Source organism: Lysobacter sp. GX 14042, assembly GCF_021390425.1.
Taxonomy (GTDB): Bacteria; Pseudomonadota; Gammaproteobacteria; order Xanthomonadales; family Xanthomonadaceae; genus Novilysobacter.
Map to the genome: position 1 here is coordinate 542,308 of NZ_JAJUWY010000002.1, position 19,196 is coordinate 561,503.

Consider the following 19,196-nt stretch of genomic DNA (forward strand, 5'->3'; position numbering starts at 1 on the left):
ATCGCGGTACGTCCATGTTCATGCGGTCACCGCTTCGGCGATGGAGGGGTCTGCAACGGCTGCGGAGTGGCCGGCCGCTTCCGGTGCCGCGGAGAGCGCCAGGGCAGTGCGCCGGGTGTCACCGGCCAGCGCCAGCACCAGCATTGGCGCTCCGGCCTGGCGCACCTGCGCGGCGGCGGCTGCCAGGAGCACCAGCGGTGCGGCAATGCCGGTATCGCCGCAGGCGATGCCAAGGTGGCGGGCCACCTCGACCGGGTCGGACTCCGGCAGTGCGCCGGTGATGGCCCCGGCGGCTTCCACCGCCCGGCTGGGGCGATGGTCGGCATCGGTGAACACCAAGATGTCGGGTCCGGCCTGCAGCGTGGCGGCTTCCAGCGCGGTCCGGAGCAGGCGCGCGGAGTCCGCGGCGGCGGCGCGCCCGCGGCTGGCGGGCGCATGGCAACACGCGTGCAGCCTCAGCGGGCGGTCCGGGTCCGCACTGTCACCGGCCGGCGTGAGCAGCAGCCCGGCCGCGGCTTCGCCGGGGATCCGCCCTTCCGGATGGCCGCTCACCAGCAGGGCGCCCTGGGCTTCCAGCTGCGCGATTACGCGCGGGTCCAGCATCGAATCGGTGGCCAGCAGCAGGTGGCGGGCACCCGGCTCCGGGTCGGCCGCCGCAAGGCGGTCGAGCAGGTGCCAGCACTGCCCGGCCTCGGCGACGGAGTGCAGCTGGACCGCGACCCGATCCCCGCCCAGGCCGGCCGTGCCTGCCAGCGCCACCACCCGCGCCACGGCCGCTTCATGCAGGGTGGGCGCCCAGCTGGCCGGCAACAGCAGGTGTACCTGCAGCGGTGGCGCCCAGGGAGTCTCCGCCTGCGATTGCGCCGAGCGCGAATGGTGCATCGCATGCGGATGCAGGCCGTCCGCGGTGCCCGCCGCCGTGCGTGGCGGCGCTTCCGCGGCATCCAGCGCACGCGCGGCCAGCAGCAGCGCCTCCGCCACCGGATCGAGCAGCGCAAGCGCGCGCAACGCATGCAGTGGCGCCGCATTGCGGAGCCCGCCGGGCCCCGCCGCCAGCACGTGGGCAACGGAGCCGGGATCGGCTTCTTCGATTCCCGCCGCGAACACCGGCAACCCCATCGAATCACGCAGGTCCGGGTGCAGCGGCGGACGCGTGGGGCGTGCCAGGGCATCGGCGAGGGCGGCCGGATCGGTGCCGAGGCGGGTCCAGGTCGCGGTCGAATGGATCAGCAGCGGGCGCCTCGGCCCGGAAGCGGCAGCCGCCACGGGCGGGGCTTCGTTCTTCCCGGCAGCGCCGGCCGTCCGGCGGCGGCGCAGCAGTGCCCGCCCTCCGAGCACCACCCCCAGCAGCAACAACGGCAGGACCAGCAACCAGGCCACCAGGCGCCCCGCCGTGACCTCGGCCCCGGCCGCACGCCAGTACGCCACCGCGCCCAGCCAGGTGAGCCCGAACACCAGCGCACCCAGGCCGAGCACGCGCAACAGCGGCGCCGCTTTCACGACGGCCTCCGGTGGGCACCAGCGGTGGATGCGGACATCGGCCTTGCTCCCTGGCAGCCCCGTCGGGAAACGGGGATCCGGCGACTTCCGTGCGCCGTCGCGGGAAGATAGCAGGACTGGCGGACGCGTTCACCCGCCAACACCGCTCAATAACCGGCGGCGCGGCGGGCCTCACGGCAGGCATCGCGCGCCTCCACGTGCACGTAATCCTTCAGGCTGCGCCAGTTGCCGCCCCATTCGAGCCCGGCGTCGGTGGCCAGCCGGCCGTACAGCAGATAGCCACGGCGGGTCCACGGGTCGCCCATGTCCCACTGCAGGCGCCCGTCGCGATACAGCGCGCTGTCGACCGCCAGGCCGTACTGGTGGCAGCTGCGGCCGGCGCCGGCCAGGGTGGTGCCGCTTCCGCGGCGCGCCAGCTCGGCCTGGCGCCCGGGGCTGCGGTAGCCCTCGACCAGCACCATGCGGTAGCCCTGCCGGGCCATCGCCTGGTGGATCGCCAGCAGCTGTTGGCGCAACCCGGCGTCGACCCGGTCCCAGCGCCGGTCGGCACTGGCGATTGCCCGTGGCACCGCCGCGCCCGCGGCGCTGCGCTGCAGTTCCGCCTCGGCGGCGGTGAACACCGCGGGCGGCAGGTCCGGGGGCGGGGCCAGCCGCTCACCACGCAGCAGGTCCAGGACATGGCGGTCGGCGGCCGTGACCACCGCCGGGTCGAGTCCTTCGAGCACCACCTCGCGACGCACGGTCATGACCAGCAGCGGAGGCAACGCCAGCAACACCAGGGCCAGCACGGCCAGCCGGCGGTGGCGGTGCAGGAATCCCGCCAGCCCGCGAACGCGCTGCCGCAGCATCCGGGTGATGCCATCCGCCCGGCGGCCAGCGCCGGCCTGCATCCGTCCGCCGACCCAGGCCAGCCGTCCCAGCGCGCGCCCGACCCCGGCCGCCACCCCGTCGCGGGCCGCCGGGAACAGCGCCAGCCAGGCCGCCGCCACGCTGAGCAGGAAGAACACCGCCATCCAAAGCACCATCCCTGGGCCCTCCGTGGTCCGGAGGCGGATTGTCCCTGCCGGGAGCGGCGATGACCAGCGGCCCCGGCCAGGGCGCAATTGACGGCCCGGACGCCGGCAGCCCAGAATGCCGGCGCCCGTGTCCCCGGCGATGCGGCGTGCCGGGCGGACCGGCAAGGAAAGGAGACCAGGTGGAACGGCACGATGCCATGACCCGCCGCCCGAGCCTGCTGGCCGGCGGCCCGGAGCCCGCGAACCACGCCGTCGCGTGCGAACGCATTCTTCCGTCGATCGATGCCGCCCCCGCCGGGGCGCCGGCGCGTCCGCCTGCCCGCGCGCGGACCTGGTTGCTGGCGCTGGCCGCACTCGCCCTGGTCGCGGCCGCGATGGCGTGGCTGCAGCGGCCGGCACCGGAGCCGGCAGTGATGGCGCCGACCGCCGCCACTCCTCCCGGCGACGGGCATGCCCGGGCGAGCGGCGCGGCCACCATCATCGAAGACATGGCGCTGCCCACGGAAGTCGCATTGGGGCCTTCGGCCATCCCGCGCGCGGCCCCGTCGCCCGCACCGGGCGGGACCGCCGCGGCGACGGAGGTGGAGGCTGCCGGATCCGCCCCCGACTCGCCGTTTGCATCGCTGGCGAACGCCGGGAACACAGCGGGCGCACGCAACCCGTTTGCCGAAAGCCGTGCGCCTGCCGACCGGCACGCAACGCCGCGCCCACGCGCGGCGACACCGGCCACGAGCGGCGATTCCCCCGCCCTGCTCGCGACCCTGCTCGGGCACATCAACACCCGCCCGGAGGCCGGGCCGCACCCGCAATCAGGGATGGACCGGATGGTCGGGCAACTGGCGCGCGAGGGTGCGATTGCCGCGCCGCAGGCACAGGCCCCGGGCGCGGAATTCAGGTCCTGGCAGATCCAGCTGAACCTGCGCGAGTGTCCCCCGGCCAACACCGCCAGGGGCGTGGCCTGCCGGAAGGCGATCTGCGAGGTCTACGCAGGGCGGGACCCGGCCTGTCCGGCGGGGTGATGGCGAGGACAAGGAACGAGTGAAGAGGAGTGAGAAACGAGTAAAAGCGGCGGCGTGATGGCGGAGCAACACCCCCGCTGACCGGCTCCCCCGAAAGCTCCGAAGAAACCGGCCAACCAGCCTTCTCCGAAAAACCGAACGTCCATGGATCCCCGCGTGCGCGGGGAGGACGGGGTCTACCAGACCACCTCGGCCATCGAGCAGTTCAGGCCCGAGCCGATGCCCAGCAGCCCGATCCGGTGGCCCTTCTGCAGGCGGCCCATCTCGCGCAGCTTGCTGAGCACGATCGGCACCGAGGCCGGGCCGATGTTGCCGTGCTCGCCGAAGATGGTCAGCACCTTGCGCGGGTCGATGCCCATGGCCTTGGTGAAGGCGGCGGTGTGCACCTTGCTGACCTGGTGGATGACGTACTCGTCCAGCCCGTCGGCGGCCCAGCCCAGCTTGGTCGTGGCGACCTGGAAGGTCTTCTGCGCCAGCTTGACGCCTTCCAGCAGCAGCATGCGGGTGTCGGTGACCATGCCGTCGATGTTGCCGCGGCACAGCTTGTTCCACTGGGTGGCCGCGCGGGTCACCCCGCCGCGGTAGCGCGGCGCGCCCGGAACCAGCTCCGCGCGCGCCATCACCATGGCCGCCGCACCCGAGCCGAGCGTCAGGGTGGCCAGTTCGTTCCTGAAGTCCTCGGCGGTCGAGTCGGCGCGCATCATGCGCTCCAGGGTCTTCTCGTAGGCCAGGTCGGCGGTCTCGCCGTCGACCACCAGGGCGTAGTCGATCTCGCCGCGCTCGATCATCCGGCTGGCGATGTCCATGCCGTTGATGAAGGCCAGGCAGGCGTTGGCGACGTCGAAGTTCTGGCAGTCCTCCGACAGTCCCAGGTTGCCGGACACGATCGAGGCGGTGGACGGCTCGAGGTAGTCGCGGCTGACCGAGGTGTTGACCAGCAGGCCGACCTTGTCCGGATCGATGCCGGCATCGGCCAGCGCCTTCACCGCCGCCAGGGTGGCCGCATCGGACGCGTTCATGTCGCCGTCCCACAGCCGCCGCTCATGCACCCCGGCGACATCGCCGAACACGTCGGCCCGGATGCCCAGCCTGTCGAGGGTGGGCTTCAGGCGTGCATTGATCTCGACCGAGCTCAGCCGACGCGGAGCGTCGATGTGGGCCAGGCCGGCGATGGCAACGTGTTGGAAGAGCATGGGCGGGCTACCGTACCGCAGGGATCACGCCAGATTAACGCTTCGCCGGATGCCGTGCATTAACGGTGGGCGACGGAAACCGCTCAGCCGCCGATCGGATAGGTGGTCGCATCGCCGCGGGTGTCCCGGGACGGCGCGGGGACCGGGGGATTGGCACCACAGTGGTAGGCGACGAAACGCTGCTCGCCGTTCACCGGCTCGACCAGCGGCTGGATGGTATCGGCCTGAAGCGCGGGGGCCTCGTTGCGCGCCAGGGTTTCCAGCTCCTCGCGCACGCGCAGCGGATTGCGGCCGTAGAAAGCCACCGAATCCTTGACCGAGACGGCGATGTCGCCGCGCTTGTCGCAGGCCGGCGGACTGCCGGCGGGCATTACCCGCACCGCACTGGCGCCGGGGGCCATGTGCACCCAGGTGCAACCGGCGGACAGGCTGGCGACGGCGAGGGCGGCGAGGACCGGGGAGGACAGGCGCATGGTGGAACTCCTGGCAGGTGCGGGTGGGGCGATTCTGGCCGGCGCCGCGGAGCGCAGGCTGAACCGTGGCATTGCCACGGCCGCCTGCGCCCGCGGCTGCGGTCACTCGGCGGCCGGGGCCACCGGGCGGCCATCGGCATCGAGCACCTGGACCGGGCCCAGCTGCAGTCCGCGCACCGGCACTTCGATCTCGCCCAGGTCACCGACCACCACCCACGTCAGCGCGGCCGGGTCCAGGGTCCGCTGGACCACGTCGGCGAGCTGCGGCGCGCTCAACCCGGCGATCTCGTCGCGGCGCTGGAACACGTAGTCGTCGGGGCGGTCGTAGCGCACGATGCCGGCGATCGTCCCGGCCACCGAGCTGGCGGTCTCGTAGGCACCCGGCAGGCTGCGGATCTCGGTCGCCTTGACCTTGGCGACCTCCTCGGCGGTCGGCGGCACCTCGCCGGTGGCGAACTCGCTGATCTCGCGGTTGAGTTCGGCCAGCGACTCGGCGGTCTTGTCGATCTGCACCGGCGAGAAGGCGATCCACGGCCGCTGGCCCACCGCATTGCTGGCGAAGCTGTAGGCGCCATAGGCCCAGTGCTTGTCCTCGCGCAGGTTCATGTTGAGCCGCGAGCTGAACTGGCCGCCGATCACGGTGTTGGCCAGATCGAGCTCGGTGGCGTCCGGGGACCGGGTCGACGGCACCAGCTGGCCGGCGAAGATGTTCGCCTGCACCGCGCCGGGCTGGTCGATCAGGAACACCCGCGGGCTGTCGGGCAGGGCCACCCGTGCAACCTCGACCGGGGCCGGTGCCTGGCCGGTGCCCTTCCAGTCGCCGAGGTGGCGCTCGAGCATCGGCAGCAACTCACCGAGCGTGGTATCGCCGACCACCACCAGCGTCGCGCCTTCCGGCCGCACCCAGTCGCGGTGGTAGTCGAGCAGGTCGTCGCGGCCCAGCGCAGCGATCGAGTCCTCGGTGCCGGAGCCGCTGAACGGCATGGCGTAGGCATGGCCTTCGCCGTACAGCAGCGGCGGCAGCACGCGCAGCGCGGCCGAGTTCGGTCGTGCCTTCTCCTGCTGGATGCCGGCGATCCAGCTGGCCTTGACCCGGTCGATCTCGGCCGGGTCGAAGCGGGGCTCGCGCAACATGGTGGCGAACAGTCCCAGCGACGGGTCGAGCTGGTCCTTCAGCGCCGAGAGGCTGGCACTGCCCCCATCGAGCGAGGCGCCGGCGCCCAGGTTGGCGCCCAGGGACTCGGCGCGCGCGGCAAAGCCCAGCGCGTCGTATTCACCCGCACCCTCGTCGAGCATGCCCATGGCGAAACTGGACGTGCCCAGGCCACGCTCGCCCGCGACGTCGGCCTTGTAGCCGCCGTCCAGCAGCAGGTTGAACTGCACCACCGGGACCGTGTGGCGCTCGGCCAGGATCACCTTCAGCCCGTTGGACAGGGTCGCGCGCTGCAGTTCGGGGAACACCAGCTCCGGGAACTCCTCCGGCAACGGCACGCCGGTGGCGCGGTCGACCACGCTGTCGCTGGTCGAATAGGCCGGGTCGATCACGGGGATCGCCAGCGGCTCCGGATCCACCGCCGGGTCTTCCGGCAACGGCGTCCGCTCGCCCGGCGCCACCACGATGGTGTGCGAGCCTTCGTCCAGCCACTTGCCGGCGAGCGCCTGGACCTGGGCCGGGGTCGCGCTGGCGATGCTGTCCATCGAGCCGCGGAAGCAGCCCGGGTCGCCGGTGTAGACCTCGCAGCTGGCCAGCACGTCGGCCTTGCCGCCAAAGCCGCCGATGCGCTCCACGCCGCGGATGAAGCCGGCACGGAACACCGTCTTCGATTGCTCCAGCTCGGCCTCGGTCGGGCCCTCGGCGATCATCCGCGCGACCTCCTCGTCGATCGCCTGCTCGACCACCGCGGGATCGACCCCGGCCTTGACGTTGGCCAGCACGATGAAGTTGGAGCCCAGCTGCGATTCGCTCATGAACGCGCTGATGCTGTCGACCAGCTGCTCCTCATGGACCAGCCGGCGCTGCAGCCGCGAGGTGCTGCTGCTGCCCAGGACGTTGGCCAGCAGGTGCAGGCGGTCGGCCTCGACGGTACCGGTCTGGGCGACGTTCCAGGCGCGGTAGACGCGTGGCTGCGGGACCCGGTCCTCCATCACCTCGCGGGTGTCGGCGGGACGCCTGGCGACATCCACCGCGGGCTGCGCCATGTCCGGTCCGGCCGGGATGTCGCCGAAGTACTTCGCGACCTTCTCCTTCGCGGTCGCCAGGTCGATGTCGCCGGCCAGCACCAGCACCGCGTTGTTCGGGCCGTACCAGGCGCGGAACCACTGGTGCACGTCCTCCAGCGAGGCGGCGTTGAGGTCGGCCATCGAGCCGATCACGCTGTGGTGGTACGGGTGGCCGGCCGGGTACAGCGCGGCCATCAGCTTGGTCCACACCTGGCCATAGGGCTGGTTCTCGCCCTGGCGCTTTTCGTTCTGCACCACCCCGCGCTGCTCGTCCAGGGTGGCCTGGTCGACCGCCCCGAGCATGTGGCCCATGCGGTCAGACTCCATCCACAGCGCGGTGTCCAGCGCGGTGGTCGGCACGTTCTGGAAGTAATTGGTGCGGTCGGTGTTGGTGGTGCCGTTCTGGTCGGTGGCGCCGACCATCTCGAAGGGCTCGAAGTACTCGCCGCGGTGGTTCTCCGAGCCGTTGAACATCAGGTGCTCGAACAGGTGGGCGAAGCCGGTGCGGCCCTTCGGCTCGTCCTTGCTGCCGACGTGATACCAGATGTTGACCGCGACGATCGGCGCCTTGCGGTCGGTGTGCACGACCACCTTCAGACCGTTGGGAAGGGTGAATTCCTCGTAGGGAATGTCGACGCCGGCCGGCGCCGGCGCCGCCTGCGCCACGGCCGGCACGGGTGCGAGGGCGACGGTGCCCAGGGCGGTGGACAGGGCCAGGGCAAGCACGCCCTTTCGCAGCAACACGGTCATCGGACACTCCTTGTTTCGGCGGTTCGCCCGGTCGGGCACCAGGGGCCGATCGTAGCCGCGCGCAAGGCGGATGGCATGGGTCACAAGTCGTGGCCGTAAACTCCACCGATGCTCGATGTGATCCTGTTCCGGCCCGAAATCCCGCCCAACACCGGCAACGTGATCCGGCTGTGCGCCAATACCGGCGCCCGGCTGCACCTGGTGCGCCCACTGGGCTTCACGCTGGAGGACCGGCAGCTGCGCCGGGCCGGGCTGGACTACCACGAGTACGCCGCGGTGCAGGTGCACGACGACCTCGACGCCGCCCTGGCCGCCATTGCAGGCCGGACCGGCGGCACAGGCACGCCGCCACGGCTGTTCGCGCTGAGCACGCGCGGCACGACGCGTTTCGATACGCCCGCCTACCGCGCCGGCGACGCCTTCCTGTTCGGCTGCGAAACCGCGGGGCTGCCCGGCGAGGTGCTCGAGGCGGTGCCGCCCGGCCAGCGCCTGTGCCTGCCGATGCGCCCCGGCAACCGCAGCCTCAACCTGTCAAACGCGGTAGCGGTGACGGTGTTCGAGGCCTGGCGGCAGCTCGGCTTCGCGGGTGCGGCGGACGCGTGATCACGGGGATGCGCCTGCCGCTGGAGGCGTGGGGGCGCCGCCGGCTTTCCGGGGTCCAGGCATGGGCCGACCGCGGCCCCTGGCGCCACGCCGCGTTCGAGTTCCTCTGGTTCGGGCTCAAGCAGGGCTGGGCCTGCCTGTTCGGCGGGGCGATGCTGGCGCTGATCCTGGCCACCCACCTGTACTGGCCCGCACAGGCACCGTTGGCACGGTACGACTTCCTGGTGCTGGGCGCAGTAGCGATCCAGGCACTGATGCTGGCGTTCCGTCTCGAGAGCTGGGAGGAGGCACGGGTGATCTTCCTGTTCCATGTCGCCGGCACGGTGATGGAGCTGTTCAAGACCGCCCACGGCTCGTGGCTGTATCCCGAGGACAACCTGCTGCGGATCGGCGGTGTGCCGCTGTTCTCGGGTTTCATGTATGCCGCCGTGGGCAGCTACATCGCCCGGGTGCAGCGGGTGTTCCACATCCGCGTACGCCGCTATCCGCCGCCGTGCACGACCTGGGTGCTGGCGGCGGCGATCTACGTCAACTTCTTCGCCCACCACTGGCTGCCGGACATCCGGATGCTGCTGTTCGCCGCCACCGTGGTGCTGTTCGGGCGCGGATGGTTCTGGTTCACCACCGACCGCCGGCGACGCTCGATGCCCCTGCTGCTGGGCTACTTCCTGGTCGCTCTGTTCATTTGGCTGGCCGAGAACCTGGGCACCTTCGGGAGGGCCTGGGTGTACCCGGGCCAGGAGGCGGGCTGGGAGATGGTCGGGCTGGCCAAGCTGGGCAGTTGGTTCCTGTTGATGATCCTGTCGGTCGTGCTGGTGTCGATCGTCCATCGTCCCGGTGAAGAGCCGGGGACCATCGGCCCTCGCACCGCGGTGCCGGCTCGGTGACAATCGGGCGTTTCCGCCACGACGGCCCCGCCATGCCGCTTCCCGCCTTCCTGCGCCACCCCAGCCTGGTCACCCAGATCGTCATCGGCCTGATCGCCGGCACGCTGCTGGCGCTCGCCTCGCCCCGCGCCGGCGCGGCGGCGGGACTGATGGGCACGCTGTTCGTCTCCGCGCTCAAGGCGGTCGCGCCGATCCTGGTCCTGGTGCTGGTCGCGGCGGCGATCGCCAACCACCGGCGGGGACAGCAGACCGGCATCCGCCCGGTCCTGCTGCTGTACGTGGTCGGCACCTTCACCGCGGCACTGGTGGCGGTGATCGCCAGTTTCCTGTTCCCGACCACGCTGCAGCTGGTGCTGCCGGAAGGCATCGAGCTGACGCCGCCGGAGGGCATCGGCCAGGTCCTGAACACGTTGCTGATGCAGGTGTTCGACAACCCGGTCAACGCCCTGGTCAACGCCAACTACATCGGGCTGCTGGCGTGGGGGCTCGGCCTGGGCCTGGCGCTGCGGCACGCCTCGGACACCACCCGCGCGGCGCTGTCCGACCTGTCCGATGCGATCACCTGGGTGGTGCGGCTGGTGATCCGGCTGGCACCGCTGGGCATCTTCGGCCTGGTCGCCGCGACCCTGGCCGAGACCGGGCTGTCCGCGCTGCTGGACTACGCCCGACTGCTGGCGGTGCTGCTGGGCTGCATGCTGTTCATGGCACTGGTAGGCAACCCGCTGATCGTGTTCCTCAGGACCCGCCGCAATCCCTACCCACTGGTCCTCACCTGCCTGCGCGAGAGCGGCATCACCGCCTTCTTCACCCGCTCCTCGGCCGCCAACATCCCGGTCAACCTGGAACTGTGCCGCCGGATGGAACTGCCGGAGGAAACCTACGCAGTGTCCATCCCCATCGGCGCGACCATCAACATGGCCGGCGCGGCGATCACCATCACCGTGCTGGCGATGGCGGCGGTGCACACACTGGGCATCGCGGTCGACCTGCCCACCGCCCTGCTACTGAGTCTGGTCGCGACGGTAGGGGCCTGCGGAGCATCCGGCGTCCCGGGCGGCTCGCTGCTGCTGATCCCGCTGGCCTGCGGGCTGTTCGGCATCGCCACCGACCTGGCGATGCAGGTGGTGGCGATCGGCTTCATCGTCGGAGTGGTGCAGGATTCGGCGGAAACAGCGCTGAACTCGTCGACGGATGTGCTGTTCACGGCTGCGGCGGCACCGGAGTCGCCGCGGCTTCCGCCGGCGCCGGCTGGAACTCCAGGCTGACCGCGACTTGAAAGGCAGCCGCTACAGGCGGGGCGGCAGCTCCAGATCCCCCCGCCAAGTGGCTCCACGCGACCAAAAAAAAGCGTGGCGCCTTCGCGCCACGCTCCTGTCGTTCCTGCTGGCACGTCATTCCAGCCGACGCGCGGGATTACTCCTCGTAATCCGCCATAGTGCCGTAGTGCAGGTCGCTGGCGTCGACCTCGGTCACGCCTTCGATGCCCTCGGCGATGCGCTTGGCCGCATCCACCTGCGCCTGGCTGTCGAGGTTGCCGGACAGGCCGACCACGCCGTTGTTGGTCTCGACTTCGATCTGGGTGCCGGCGGTGTCGCTGTCGGCAAGCAGGCTGGCCTTGACCTTGGTGGTGATCCAGGTGTCGGTGCCCGGCTGATCGGAGTCGGCGCGGTCGAGCTGTTCGGTGTTGGTCAGCGTGCTGTCCTGGGCAATCGCGTGGTCGGCATGCTGGGCCTGCGCCGGGTCGTTGGCCATGGCGCCGCCGGCGGCGAACATCAGGCCGGTTGCCAGGGCAATGGCGAGGGTGGTCTGCGGGGTACGGGTGTTCTTCATCTGCGAGCTCCACGTGTTGGGGTGATGGCTCCCGAGTCTCCGGATGGAGTGTTCACGACCCGTGAGGCGGAAGTTAGCCGCCGCCTGCCTCCGTTCAGTCTTCCGGATGCTGCTCGCGCATCAGTTCGGCGATAGCCGACACCGGGGCGTTGCCGTAGGACAGGAAACGGTTGTGGAAGTCCTTCAGGCTGAACGCGTCGCCCAACTCGGCCTTGCGCTGTTCGCGCAGGTCGTAGATCTCCGCGTAACCGGTGAAGTAGCTGGCCAGCTGCACCTGCGACAGCCTTACCCGGCGCCACTTGTTGGCCGCCTCGGTCTGCTCCTGGAACGCCTCGCGGCGCAGCAGGTCCATGGCCTGGTCCTCGGTCATCCCGTCCACGTGCACGGCGTAGTCGAGGATCGCGTTGGTCACCACGCGCAGGTTCCACTTGTCGTACATGAGCCACATCTCCGGCTCTTGGTTGCCCCAGCCTTGCTCGAGCATCATCCGCTCGGCGTACACGCCCCAGCCTTCGATCATCGCGCCGTTGCCGAGCAGGCTCTTGACCAGGCTCGGGCTCTTGTTGGCATGCAGCAGCTGGGTGTAGTGGCCAGGGATGGCCTCGTGGATGTTGAGGACCTGCAACACCCAGTGGTTGTACTCGCGCAGGAAGCTCTCGGCCTGCTCGTCGCTGTAGGCATCCAGGGGACTGACGTTGTAGTAGGTGTCGGCGGTCGGGTTGAACGGGCCCGGCGCGCTGATCGAGGCACCCGCGCCACCGCCGCGCATGTATTCGGGAGTCTCGCGCACCACCAGCGGGCGGCTCTCGTCCTGGTCGAGCAGGTCGTGCTCGCGCACGAACTCGCCCAGCTGCGGGATCTGCCGCTTGATCTCGTCGACGAACTCCCCGCGCTCGACGTGCCGCGCCGCGAGGTGGTCGATCATCATGCCCACCCGCTTCAGCCGGTCCTCCGGCATGGCGGTGCCGGAGAAATACTTCGGCCACAGTTCGCGGGTGATGTCGTCCATCTGCGCGTGCAGGCGCTCCTTCTCCCCGACCGCGCGCTGGTAGAGCTCGGCGGCGGTGTAGTGGGACTGGATGTCGTAGGCGAATTTCTGTCCGTACAACGCCTCGCCGATGCGGAACGAGCGCGCGTCACCGCTGGCGGCCAGTCGCTGCTGCTCGCCCTCGAGCCAGCCGATCCAGCCCTCGATCGCGCCGCGCGCGGCATCGATGCGCCGGTTGAACAGGTCCCTGTCGCCGGCATCCAGGCCCGAGGCATCGATGCGCCCGCGCAGCCCGTCGTCGAACACGCTCAGCGCACCGCGGCTCTGCACGATCGCCAGTTCCACGTGCTCGGCCGTGGGGTCGTCGATGTTGGCGCGGGCGGCCTCGTAATACGCCGGGACGTGCTCGAGCCGCGCCATCACCGCGCGCAGGCGCTCGTCCTCGTCGGCGTACGGGGTGTTGAGCAACAGCGCGACGGTGCCGGCGACGTTGTAGTTGGACGGGTCCCAGGCCCAGTCGCGGAACTCCTGCTGGTACCAGACCATCGACTCGAAGTGGTTGACCAGCAGCATGTGGTCGATGCGCTGCGCCGCCGGCAGCTGCTCAGGATCGAAGGCCGCCAGTTCGGCCAGCGCGGCCCTGGCGAAGGCGAGGTCCTCCGTCCGGCGGGCGGCGTCCGGGATCGTAAGCTGCCCGGCGTTGTCGTAACGGCCGGCGTAGATCGACCACTCCGGACTACGCTCCAGCGCGCGCATCAGCAGCGACTCCGCCGCTTCGGCAAAGCGCGTGTCCTCCGCGCCGGCCGTGGCGCCAACACCCGTGCCACCGCCGTCCTGCGCGGGGGTTGCCGGGGCCTGGCAGCCGGCAAGAAGGCCGAAGCTGGCCGCCAGGGCCAATGCAAGGGTGCTGTTGCGCATGGGAAAACTCCGCGTGAGGGGCGGCCAGGCCGCGACCGGCTGATGGTAGCCGCCTCCATGGCCCCCGGCGCCGTGCCGTTGGTCAGTCCCAGCACGGGCAAAAAGAAACCGGGCCGCACAGGCGGCCCGGTTCCGTGGTACTGCGGTTGCTCAGTGGCCCGAGCTGGCGTCGATCTTCTCGTTGCTGTTGAAGATCGCCGGGTCGGCCTTGCCCTCCACGTCGAGGAAGCCGGCCAGCCCCTTCTCGGCACGGCTGAGGGCGTGGTCCACCAGGATGTAACGGCCCGGGTAATCGACCTTGAACTCGACCATCGTCGCGCCACCGGGCGCCACCAGGGTGGTCTGCACGTCGGTCAGCGGCGGGCTGGTCAGCGAGGCCTGGTCATACACTCGGTCGAAGATCTCGCCGATCAGGTGCAGGCTGGAGACCAGGTTCGGGCCACCGACGCCGAAGTACATGCGCACGGTCTCGCCGACGTTGGCCTTCATGACGTGGTCCTTGGTCAGGGAGGTCATCGAGCCGTTGAACATCAGGTGTTCGGGGCTCTCGTCGAGCAGCTTCTCCAGCGAGAACTCCTGCAGGCCCCGCGAGCCGTGCTTCTGCACGGTGTAGAGCTCGCCCTGCATGACGTAGAACTCGCGGTCCACCTCGGACAGGCCGCCTTCCGGCTCGACCAGGATCATCCCGTACATGCCGTTGGTGATGTGGTGGGCGATCATCGGGGTCGCGCAGTGGTACACGTACAGGCCCGGCTGCAGCGCCTTGAAGGTGAAGCTCTTGGTCTCGCCCGGCGCCACCTGGGTCACCGCCGCGCCGCCACCGGGACCGGTGACCGCGTGGAAGTCCACCGAGTGGATGTTGATGCTGCTCTCGTCGTTCTTCAGGTTGATGGTGACGGTGTCGCCGTGGCGCACGCGCAGCATCGGACCGGGGACGGTGTTGTTGAAGGTCCAGTAGCGGTAGGTGCTGCCGTCGGACAACTTGCCTTCCAGCTCCGTGGTCAGCAGGTCGTAGGTGACGTGCTGCGCGGCGCGGTCGCCCACCTTCTCACCGACTTCGGTCGGGTCCTTGGCCACGTCCGCGGCGGTGGAGGCCACTTCCTCCACGTCACCGACGGTGAGCTTGCCGAACATGCCCGCCGCCTTGTGCCCGGGAATCGTGCACAGGTACTCGTAGGTGCCTGCCTTGTTGGCGCGGAACACGATGGTGGTCGCCGAACCCTGGCCGACCAGGTGGTCGGACTGGGCGCCGAAGTCCGGCACCGCGATGTCGTGCATCGCGCCATCGCCGTTGATGATGGTGATCGCGACGACCGCGCCTTCCTCCACCTTCAGTTCGGGATTCACCACGCCCTTGATCGCACCGGCTTCACCGACGAAGACCAGGCGTCCTTCATCGATCGCGGTTTTCAGGGTGAAGGTGACATCCGCGACAGGCGTTACCGCCGAGGAACTCTGGGCGAGGGCCTGGGGGGTGAAGCCGGCGGCCGTTGCCAGGGCAAGCAGCAGAACCAGGTCTTTCATCAGTCTTCTTCCTTCGCGTAATCCGAGTCGGTCGACTCGTTCGGGGTGCACCATAGGCAGCCGCCCGATGTGCGGCCATGACTTGCGTCAAGTTCCGCCGTACGGACAGGTATGGCTCAGCTGCGCAAAGCCGGGGGCCATACCGCAGCACCGCTCCATACGCCTGCGTCTTGATCCGCGTCATGTCGCCACCCGCGCGCGCCTGCCAGACTCTCCCTGCCATGAGGCACCTCCCCCTCCACCGCTGGATGCTCCGCCTGGCACTGGCCGCCATCATGCTGATGGCGCTGGTGCCCTCGCTCGGCCGGCTTGCGGGCAATGGCCCGGCAGCGGGAGTGGCGCATGCGATGCACGCCAACGGCGGCCATGGCGGCCACGCGGGCCATGGCGGGCCGGGCACACCCGCGGCGCCAACGGTGCCGCAGCCGGGCGGCGCGGCCCATTACGACTGCGGCTACTGCCCGCTGCTGGCTTCGACGGTGCCCCCGGCGCCGGCACACCTGACGCTGCCCTCCGGGCGCCACGACACCCGCCTGCCGGTACGCGCGGCCAATCCCCTGCTGGCCTGGCGCCACCCGTGGGGCCTGGGTTCGCGTGGCCCGCCCCACGCCTGAGTACAGCGCCCATCACGCGCGCGCCGCCGTGCCGCGCCCGCCTGTATCCAGGAGTGTTCCATGTCGAATTCCCGCAACGCGGCGAAGGTTTCGTCGCGCCTGTCCCTCGCCATTGCCCAGGCCCTCGTGCTGGCGCTGGCCGCCCCGTCCGCCCTCGCCGAAACCGGTCCCGACGGCGGCCTGCAGATCGATCCGGTCAACCTCGACGCGGTCATCGTCACCGCGCTGGCCCCGGTCTCGCCGCTGCAGTTCGAGGCCAGCCCCAAGATCCCGCGCCAGCCGGTCCCGGCCAGCGACGGCGCCGATTACCTCAAGACCATCCCCGGCTTTTCCGCGGTCCGCAACGGCGGCACCAACGGCGACCCGGTGCTGCGCGGCATGTTCGGCTCGCGGCTGAACCTGATGACCAACGACGGCGCGATGCCCGGCGCCTGCCCCTCGCGCATGGACAACCCGATGTCCTACGTCTCGCCGGAGACCTACGACAACCTGGTGGTGATCAAGGGCCCGCAGACCGTGCTGTGGGGCCCGGGTGCCTCCGCCGGCACGGTGCGCTTCGAGCGCGACCGCGAGTACTTCGAGGAGCCGACGGTGAAGCTCGCCGGCAGCCTGCTGGGCGGCTCCTTCGGGCGCAACGACCAGGTGATCGATGCGACCTACGGCGACCGCCTGGGCTACCTGCGCTTCAGCGGCAACCGTTCCGATTCCGACGACTACAAGGACGGCGACGGCAACCGGGTCGGCTCGGCCTGGGAGAAGTGGAACACCGACCTGGCGGCCGGCTGGACGCCCGACGAAGACACCCTGCTGGAGGTCTCCGCGGGCTTCGGCGACGGCGAGTCGCGCTACGCCACCCGCGGCATGGACGGCAGCCGCTTCAAGCGCGAGAACTTCGGCCTGCGCTTCGAGAAGCACGACCTGGGCGAGTACCTGCACCACTTCGAGGCGACCGCGTACCACAACCTCGCCGACCACGTGATGGACAACTACAGCCTGCGCGAGCCAAACCCGGACAGCTCGATGCCGATGCCGATGGCCTCCAACGTCGAGCGGCGCACCGCCGGCGGGCGCGCGGCGCTGGAGTGGAGCGCGTCGCAGTGGGAGCTGACCGCCGGCATGGACTACCAGGACAGCCGCCACCGCAACCGCAGCGCGATGGGCCGCGGCGCCTTCCGCTCGACGCCATGGACGACCGACGCCCGCTTCGAGAACCTGGGCGTGTTCGCCGAGGGAACCTGGTTCCAGGGTGACTACACGCGGCTGATCGCCGGCGCCCGCGTCGACCGCGCCAGCGCCACCGACGAGCGTCACGTGCTCTCCGGCGGCGGCCACGGCCATGGCGGCGGCCATGCGATGCCCAACCCGACCGCCGGGATGGAGCGCAAGGAGACCCTGACCGCCGGCTTCGTGCGCTACGAGCGCGACGCCGCGGACGCCCCGCTGACCTGGTACGCGGGCCTGGGCCACACCGAGCGCATGCCCGACTACTGGGAGCTGTTCTCGCCCGACATGTTCGATGGAGGCCGGGGCCCGATCGACGCGGCCAACGCCTTCGCCGGCGTCGACACCGAGAAGACCACCCAGCTGGACGTCGGCCTGCAGTACCGCGGCGCCAGCTTCGATGCCTGGGTGTCGGCCTATGCCGGGCGGATCAACGACTACATCCAGTTCCACTACATGCACGGCGGCATGAGCGCGGTCGGCAACGTCGATGCCGACATCCGCGGCGCCGAGCTGGGGATCGAGTACCGGCCCGATGACCAGTGGAAGCTCGGCGGCACCCTGGCCTACGCCCGCGGCGAGATCCGTGACGCCAACCGCCCGATGCCGCAGATGACCCCGCTGGAGGCGCGCCTGACCGCGGCCTGGGAAAACGGCAGCTGGTCGGCCGGCGTACTGCTGCGCGCGGTCGACGGCCAGGACCGGGTCGCCCCGGGTTACGGCAACGTGGTCGGCCAGGACCTGGATGCCAGTCCCGGCTTCGCCACCCTCGCGCTCAATGGCGGCTACCGCTTCAACGAAAAGCTGCAGCTGACCGCGGGCGTCGACAACGTGTTCGACCGCACCTACAGCGAGCACCTCAACCTGGCCGGCAACGCCGACTTCGGCTACCCCGCCGACCCGGTGCGGATCAACGAACCCGGGCGTACCGCCTGGGTGAAGCTCAACTACAACTGGTAGCGGCGGGTCCCCGGGGGCGGCGTGCGCAAGCCGCCGCCCCCGATGTGCCGCAACGAAGTCCGCCGCTAGAACTCCCGCCCATTTACCGCCACCCGCTTCACCTCATCCAGTTCCACATCCTCCAGACACCGGATATTGATCGCCGCCATCGCGGTCCCATCCGGCATCTTCCCCAGCCCGAACGGCTGGCACCCGCACACCTGGCAGAACCGGTGCTGGATCACGTGCTTGTTGAAGGTGTAGGTGGTGAGACGGTCCTCGCCTTCGCTGATCGTCAGCGCGGGCCGCGGCACGAACCACAGCAGGAACCCCTTGCGGCTGCAGTGCGAACAGTTGCACTCGATGCCCTGGTCGATCCCGCCGTCAACGGTGAAGCGGACGGCGCCGCAATGACAGCTTCCCTTGTGCATGGGTGTTCTCCGGTCAGGTGGGTGGGGCGCCAAGGGTGCTCCGATCCGATGGATGGTGCACGCCGTCGCTGAGCGGCACGCTCATGCACCACCGTCCCGCGCCGGCATGCGCAGCGCCACCGCCGCGCCCAGCAGGCCCGGATGGGCATGGGTCACCACCTGCACCTGGACCTGCTCCAGGTAGGCGGCGAAACGGCCCTTGGCCAGGAAGCGCTCACGGAACGCGCTGGAGCGCAGGAACGGCACGAAGCGCGGCACGATGCCGCCGGCGATCATCACCGTGCGCGCACCCTGCACCAGGGCGATGTCACCGGCGACGCTGCCGAGGATGGCGCAGAAGCGCGCCAGCGCGCGGCGCGCGGCGACGTCATGGCCACCCAGCGCCGCGGCGACCACCTCGGCCGGCTCGCGTACGGTCGGGTCCCGGCCGCCGGGCGTGGTCCGCAGCACGGCGTCCAGGGTCGCAAGGCCGGCGCCGGACAGCAGCCGTTCCCAGGACGTGCGTCCGTGGCGGGCGCTGGTCCAGCGCGCGATCTCCTGCTCCTCCTCGCCCAGCGGGGCGAAGCTGACGTGCCCGCCCTCGGTCTCGACCACGTGCCAACCGTTGGCCGGCGAACCGACCAGCATCGCCACGCCCAGTCCGGTTCCCGGGCCGAGCACGCTGACCGGTCCGGTGAGCGCATCACGGGCCGGGCCCCACAGGCGGACGCGGTCGCCCTCGCCCAGTGCCGGCACCGCATGGGCGATGGCACCGAAATCGTTCAGCAGCACCAAGTCGTCCAGCCCCAGCGCGGCCTGCAGCTCGCCGCGGTTGAACGACCAGGCGCGGTTGGTCAGGCGGATCTGGTCCCCCGCGACCGGACAGGCCAGGGCGATCGCGGCACGCCCTGGCTGCACGCCGACTGTCGCCAGGTAATGCCCGGCGGCCTGCTGCAGGCTGGCGAAGTCGGCGTTGCGCAGCGCCAGCGGCTGCAGCAGCTCCGGCGCCTCCGCCGCCGGGTCGGTCAACCCGAAGCGGGCATTGGTGCCACCGATGTCGGCGATCAGGGCCAGGTGGCGCGCCATGGCGA

At 70.5% G+C, this 19,196-nt stretch carries 15 protein-coding genes and 1 pseudogene; 6 read left to right on the forward strand and 10 right to left on the reverse strand.

The window, feature by feature from the left end; genetic code table 11:
- Positions 1-18: 18 nt before the first annotated feature.
- Positions 19-1,500 (reverse strand): hypothetical protein, encoded by a 1,482-nt coding sequence (locus tag LY625_RS05920; RefSeq protein ID WP_233738265.1) that lies wholly within the window; start codon positions 1,498-1,500, stop codon positions 19-21.
- Positions 1,501-1,646: 146 nt separating this feature from the next.
- The gene (locus LY625_RS05925; protein ID WP_233738266.1) at positions 1,647-2,513 is read right to left on the reverse strand and encodes a M15 family metallopeptidase; all 867 of its coding nucleotides are present in this window, start codon (positions 2,511-2,513) and stop codon (positions 1,647-1,649) included.
- A gap of 182 nt (positions 2,514-2,695) precedes the next feature.
- Between LY625_RS05925 and LY625_RS05930 the strand changes: the two genes are divergently transcribed.
- The gene (locus tag LY625_RS05930; protein WP_233738267.1) at positions 2,696-3,535 is read left to right on the forward strand and encodes a hypothetical protein; all 840 of its coding nucleotides are present in this window, start codon (positions 2,696-2,698) and stop codon (positions 3,533-3,535) included.
- A 176-nt stretch (positions 3,536-3,711) separates the two neighbouring features.
- Here LY625_RS05930 and LY625_RS05935 read toward each other — a convergent pair whose 3' ends face one another.
- The 3 genes and pseudogenes from LY625_RS05935 to LY625_RS05945 all read right to left on the reverse strand — a co-directional run bounded on the left by LY625_RS05935 (position 3,712) and on the right by LY625_RS05945 (position 8,171).
- Positions 3,712-4,728 (reverse strand): 3-oxoacyl-ACP synthase III, encoded by a 1,017-nt coding sequence (locus LY625_RS05935; RefSeq protein WP_233738268.1) that lies wholly within the window; start codon positions 4,726-4,728, stop codon positions 3,712-3,714.
- Between the two features lie 158 nt (positions 4,729-4,886).
- A pseudogene (locus LY625_RS05940) lies at positions 4,887-5,201 on the reverse strand (DUF4156 domain-containing protein); the annotation flags it as partial.
- Between the two features lie 102 nt (positions 5,202-5,303).
- On the reverse strand, positions 5,304-8,171 hold the full coding sequence (locus LY625_RS05945) for a pitrilysin family protein (protein WP_233738269.1): 2,868 nt from the start codon (positions 8,169-8,171) through the stop codon (positions 5,304-5,306).
- A gap of 108 nt (positions 8,172-8,279) precedes the next feature.
- On the opposite strand from LY625_RS05945, the gene LY625_RS05950 reads away from it, so the two are divergent.
- The 3 genes from LY625_RS05950 to sstT are packed head-to-tail and all read left to right on the forward strand — an operon-like array spanning position 8,280 to position 10,926.
- Entirely contained in the window at positions 8,280-8,774 is a 495-nt protein-coding gene (locus LY625_RS05950) for a tRNA (cytidine(34)-2'-O)-methyltransferase (protein ID WP_233738270.1), read from the forward strand.
- 8 nt (positions 8,775-8,782) lie between these two features.
- Positions 8,783-9,661 carry a DUF817 domain-containing protein gene (locus LY625_RS05955; protein ID WP_233738271.1) on the forward strand — a complete coding sequence of 293 codons (879 nt, stop codon included), beginning with the start codon at positions 8,783-8,785 and terminating at the stop codon, positions 9,659-9,661.
- A 32-nt stretch (positions 9,662-9,693) separates the two neighbouring features.
- Positions 9,694-10,926: a serine/threonine transporter SstT gene (gene sstT / locus LY625_RS05960; RefSeq protein ID WP_233738272.1), complete on the forward strand. Its 1,233-nt coding sequence runs from the start codon at positions 9,694-9,696 to the stop codon at positions 10,924-10,926.
- A 148-nt stretch (positions 10,927-11,074) separates the two neighbouring features.
- Here sstT and LY625_RS05965 read toward each other — a convergent pair whose 3' ends face one another.
- The 3 genes from LY625_RS05965 to nirK all read right to left on the reverse strand — a co-directional run bounded on the left by LY625_RS05965 (position 11,075) and on the right by nirK (position 14,921).
- Positions 11,075-11,491 (reverse strand): BON domain-containing protein, encoded by a 417-nt coding sequence (locus LY625_RS05965; protein ID WP_233738273.1) that lies wholly within the window; start codon positions 11,489-11,491, stop codon positions 11,075-11,077.
- Positions 11,492-11,585: 94 nt separating this feature from the next.
- On the reverse strand, positions 11,586-13,397 hold the full coding sequence (locus LY625_RS05970) for a DUF885 domain-containing protein (RefSeq protein ID WP_233738274.1): 1,812 nt from the start codon (positions 13,395-13,397) through the stop codon (positions 11,586-11,588).
- 150 nt (positions 13,398-13,547) lie between these two features.
- A complete protein-coding gene (gene nirK / locus LY625_RS05975; RefSeq protein WP_233738275.1) occupies positions 13,548-14,921 on the reverse strand; it encodes a copper-containing nitrite reductase in 1,374 nt (457 codons plus the stop codon).
- A 221-nt stretch (positions 14,922-15,142) separates the two neighbouring features.
- Here nirK and LY625_RS05980 point away from each other — a divergent pair, with 221 nt between their 5' ends.
- Together LY625_RS05980 and LY625_RS05985 are read left to right on the forward strand one after the other, a co-directional pair.
- A complete protein-coding gene (locus LY625_RS05980; protein WP_233738276.1) occupies positions 15,143-15,535 on the forward strand; it encodes a DUF2946 family protein in 393 nt (130 codons plus the stop codon).
- A gap of 60 nt (positions 15,536-15,595) precedes the next feature.
- Entirely contained in the window at positions 15,596-17,716 is a 2,121-nt protein-coding gene (locus tag LY625_RS05985) for a TonB-dependent copper receptor (protein WP_233738277.1), read from the forward strand.
- A 65-nt stretch (positions 17,717-17,781) separates the two neighbouring features.
- On the opposite strand, the gene LY625_RS05990 is transcribed toward LY625_RS05985, so the two are convergent.
- A complete protein-coding gene (locus LY625_RS05990; protein ID WP_233738278.1) occupies positions 17,782-18,126 on the reverse strand; it encodes a GFA family protein in 345 nt (114 codons plus the stop codon).
- Positions 18,127-18,207: 81 nt separating this feature from the next.
- Positions 18,208-19,191, reverse strand: coding sequence for a glucokinase (glk, locus tag LY625_RS05995; protein WP_233738279.1), 984 nt, complete (start codon positions 19,189-19,191; stop codon positions 18,208-18,210).
- Between the last annotated feature and the right edge of the window lie 5 nt (positions 19,192-19,196).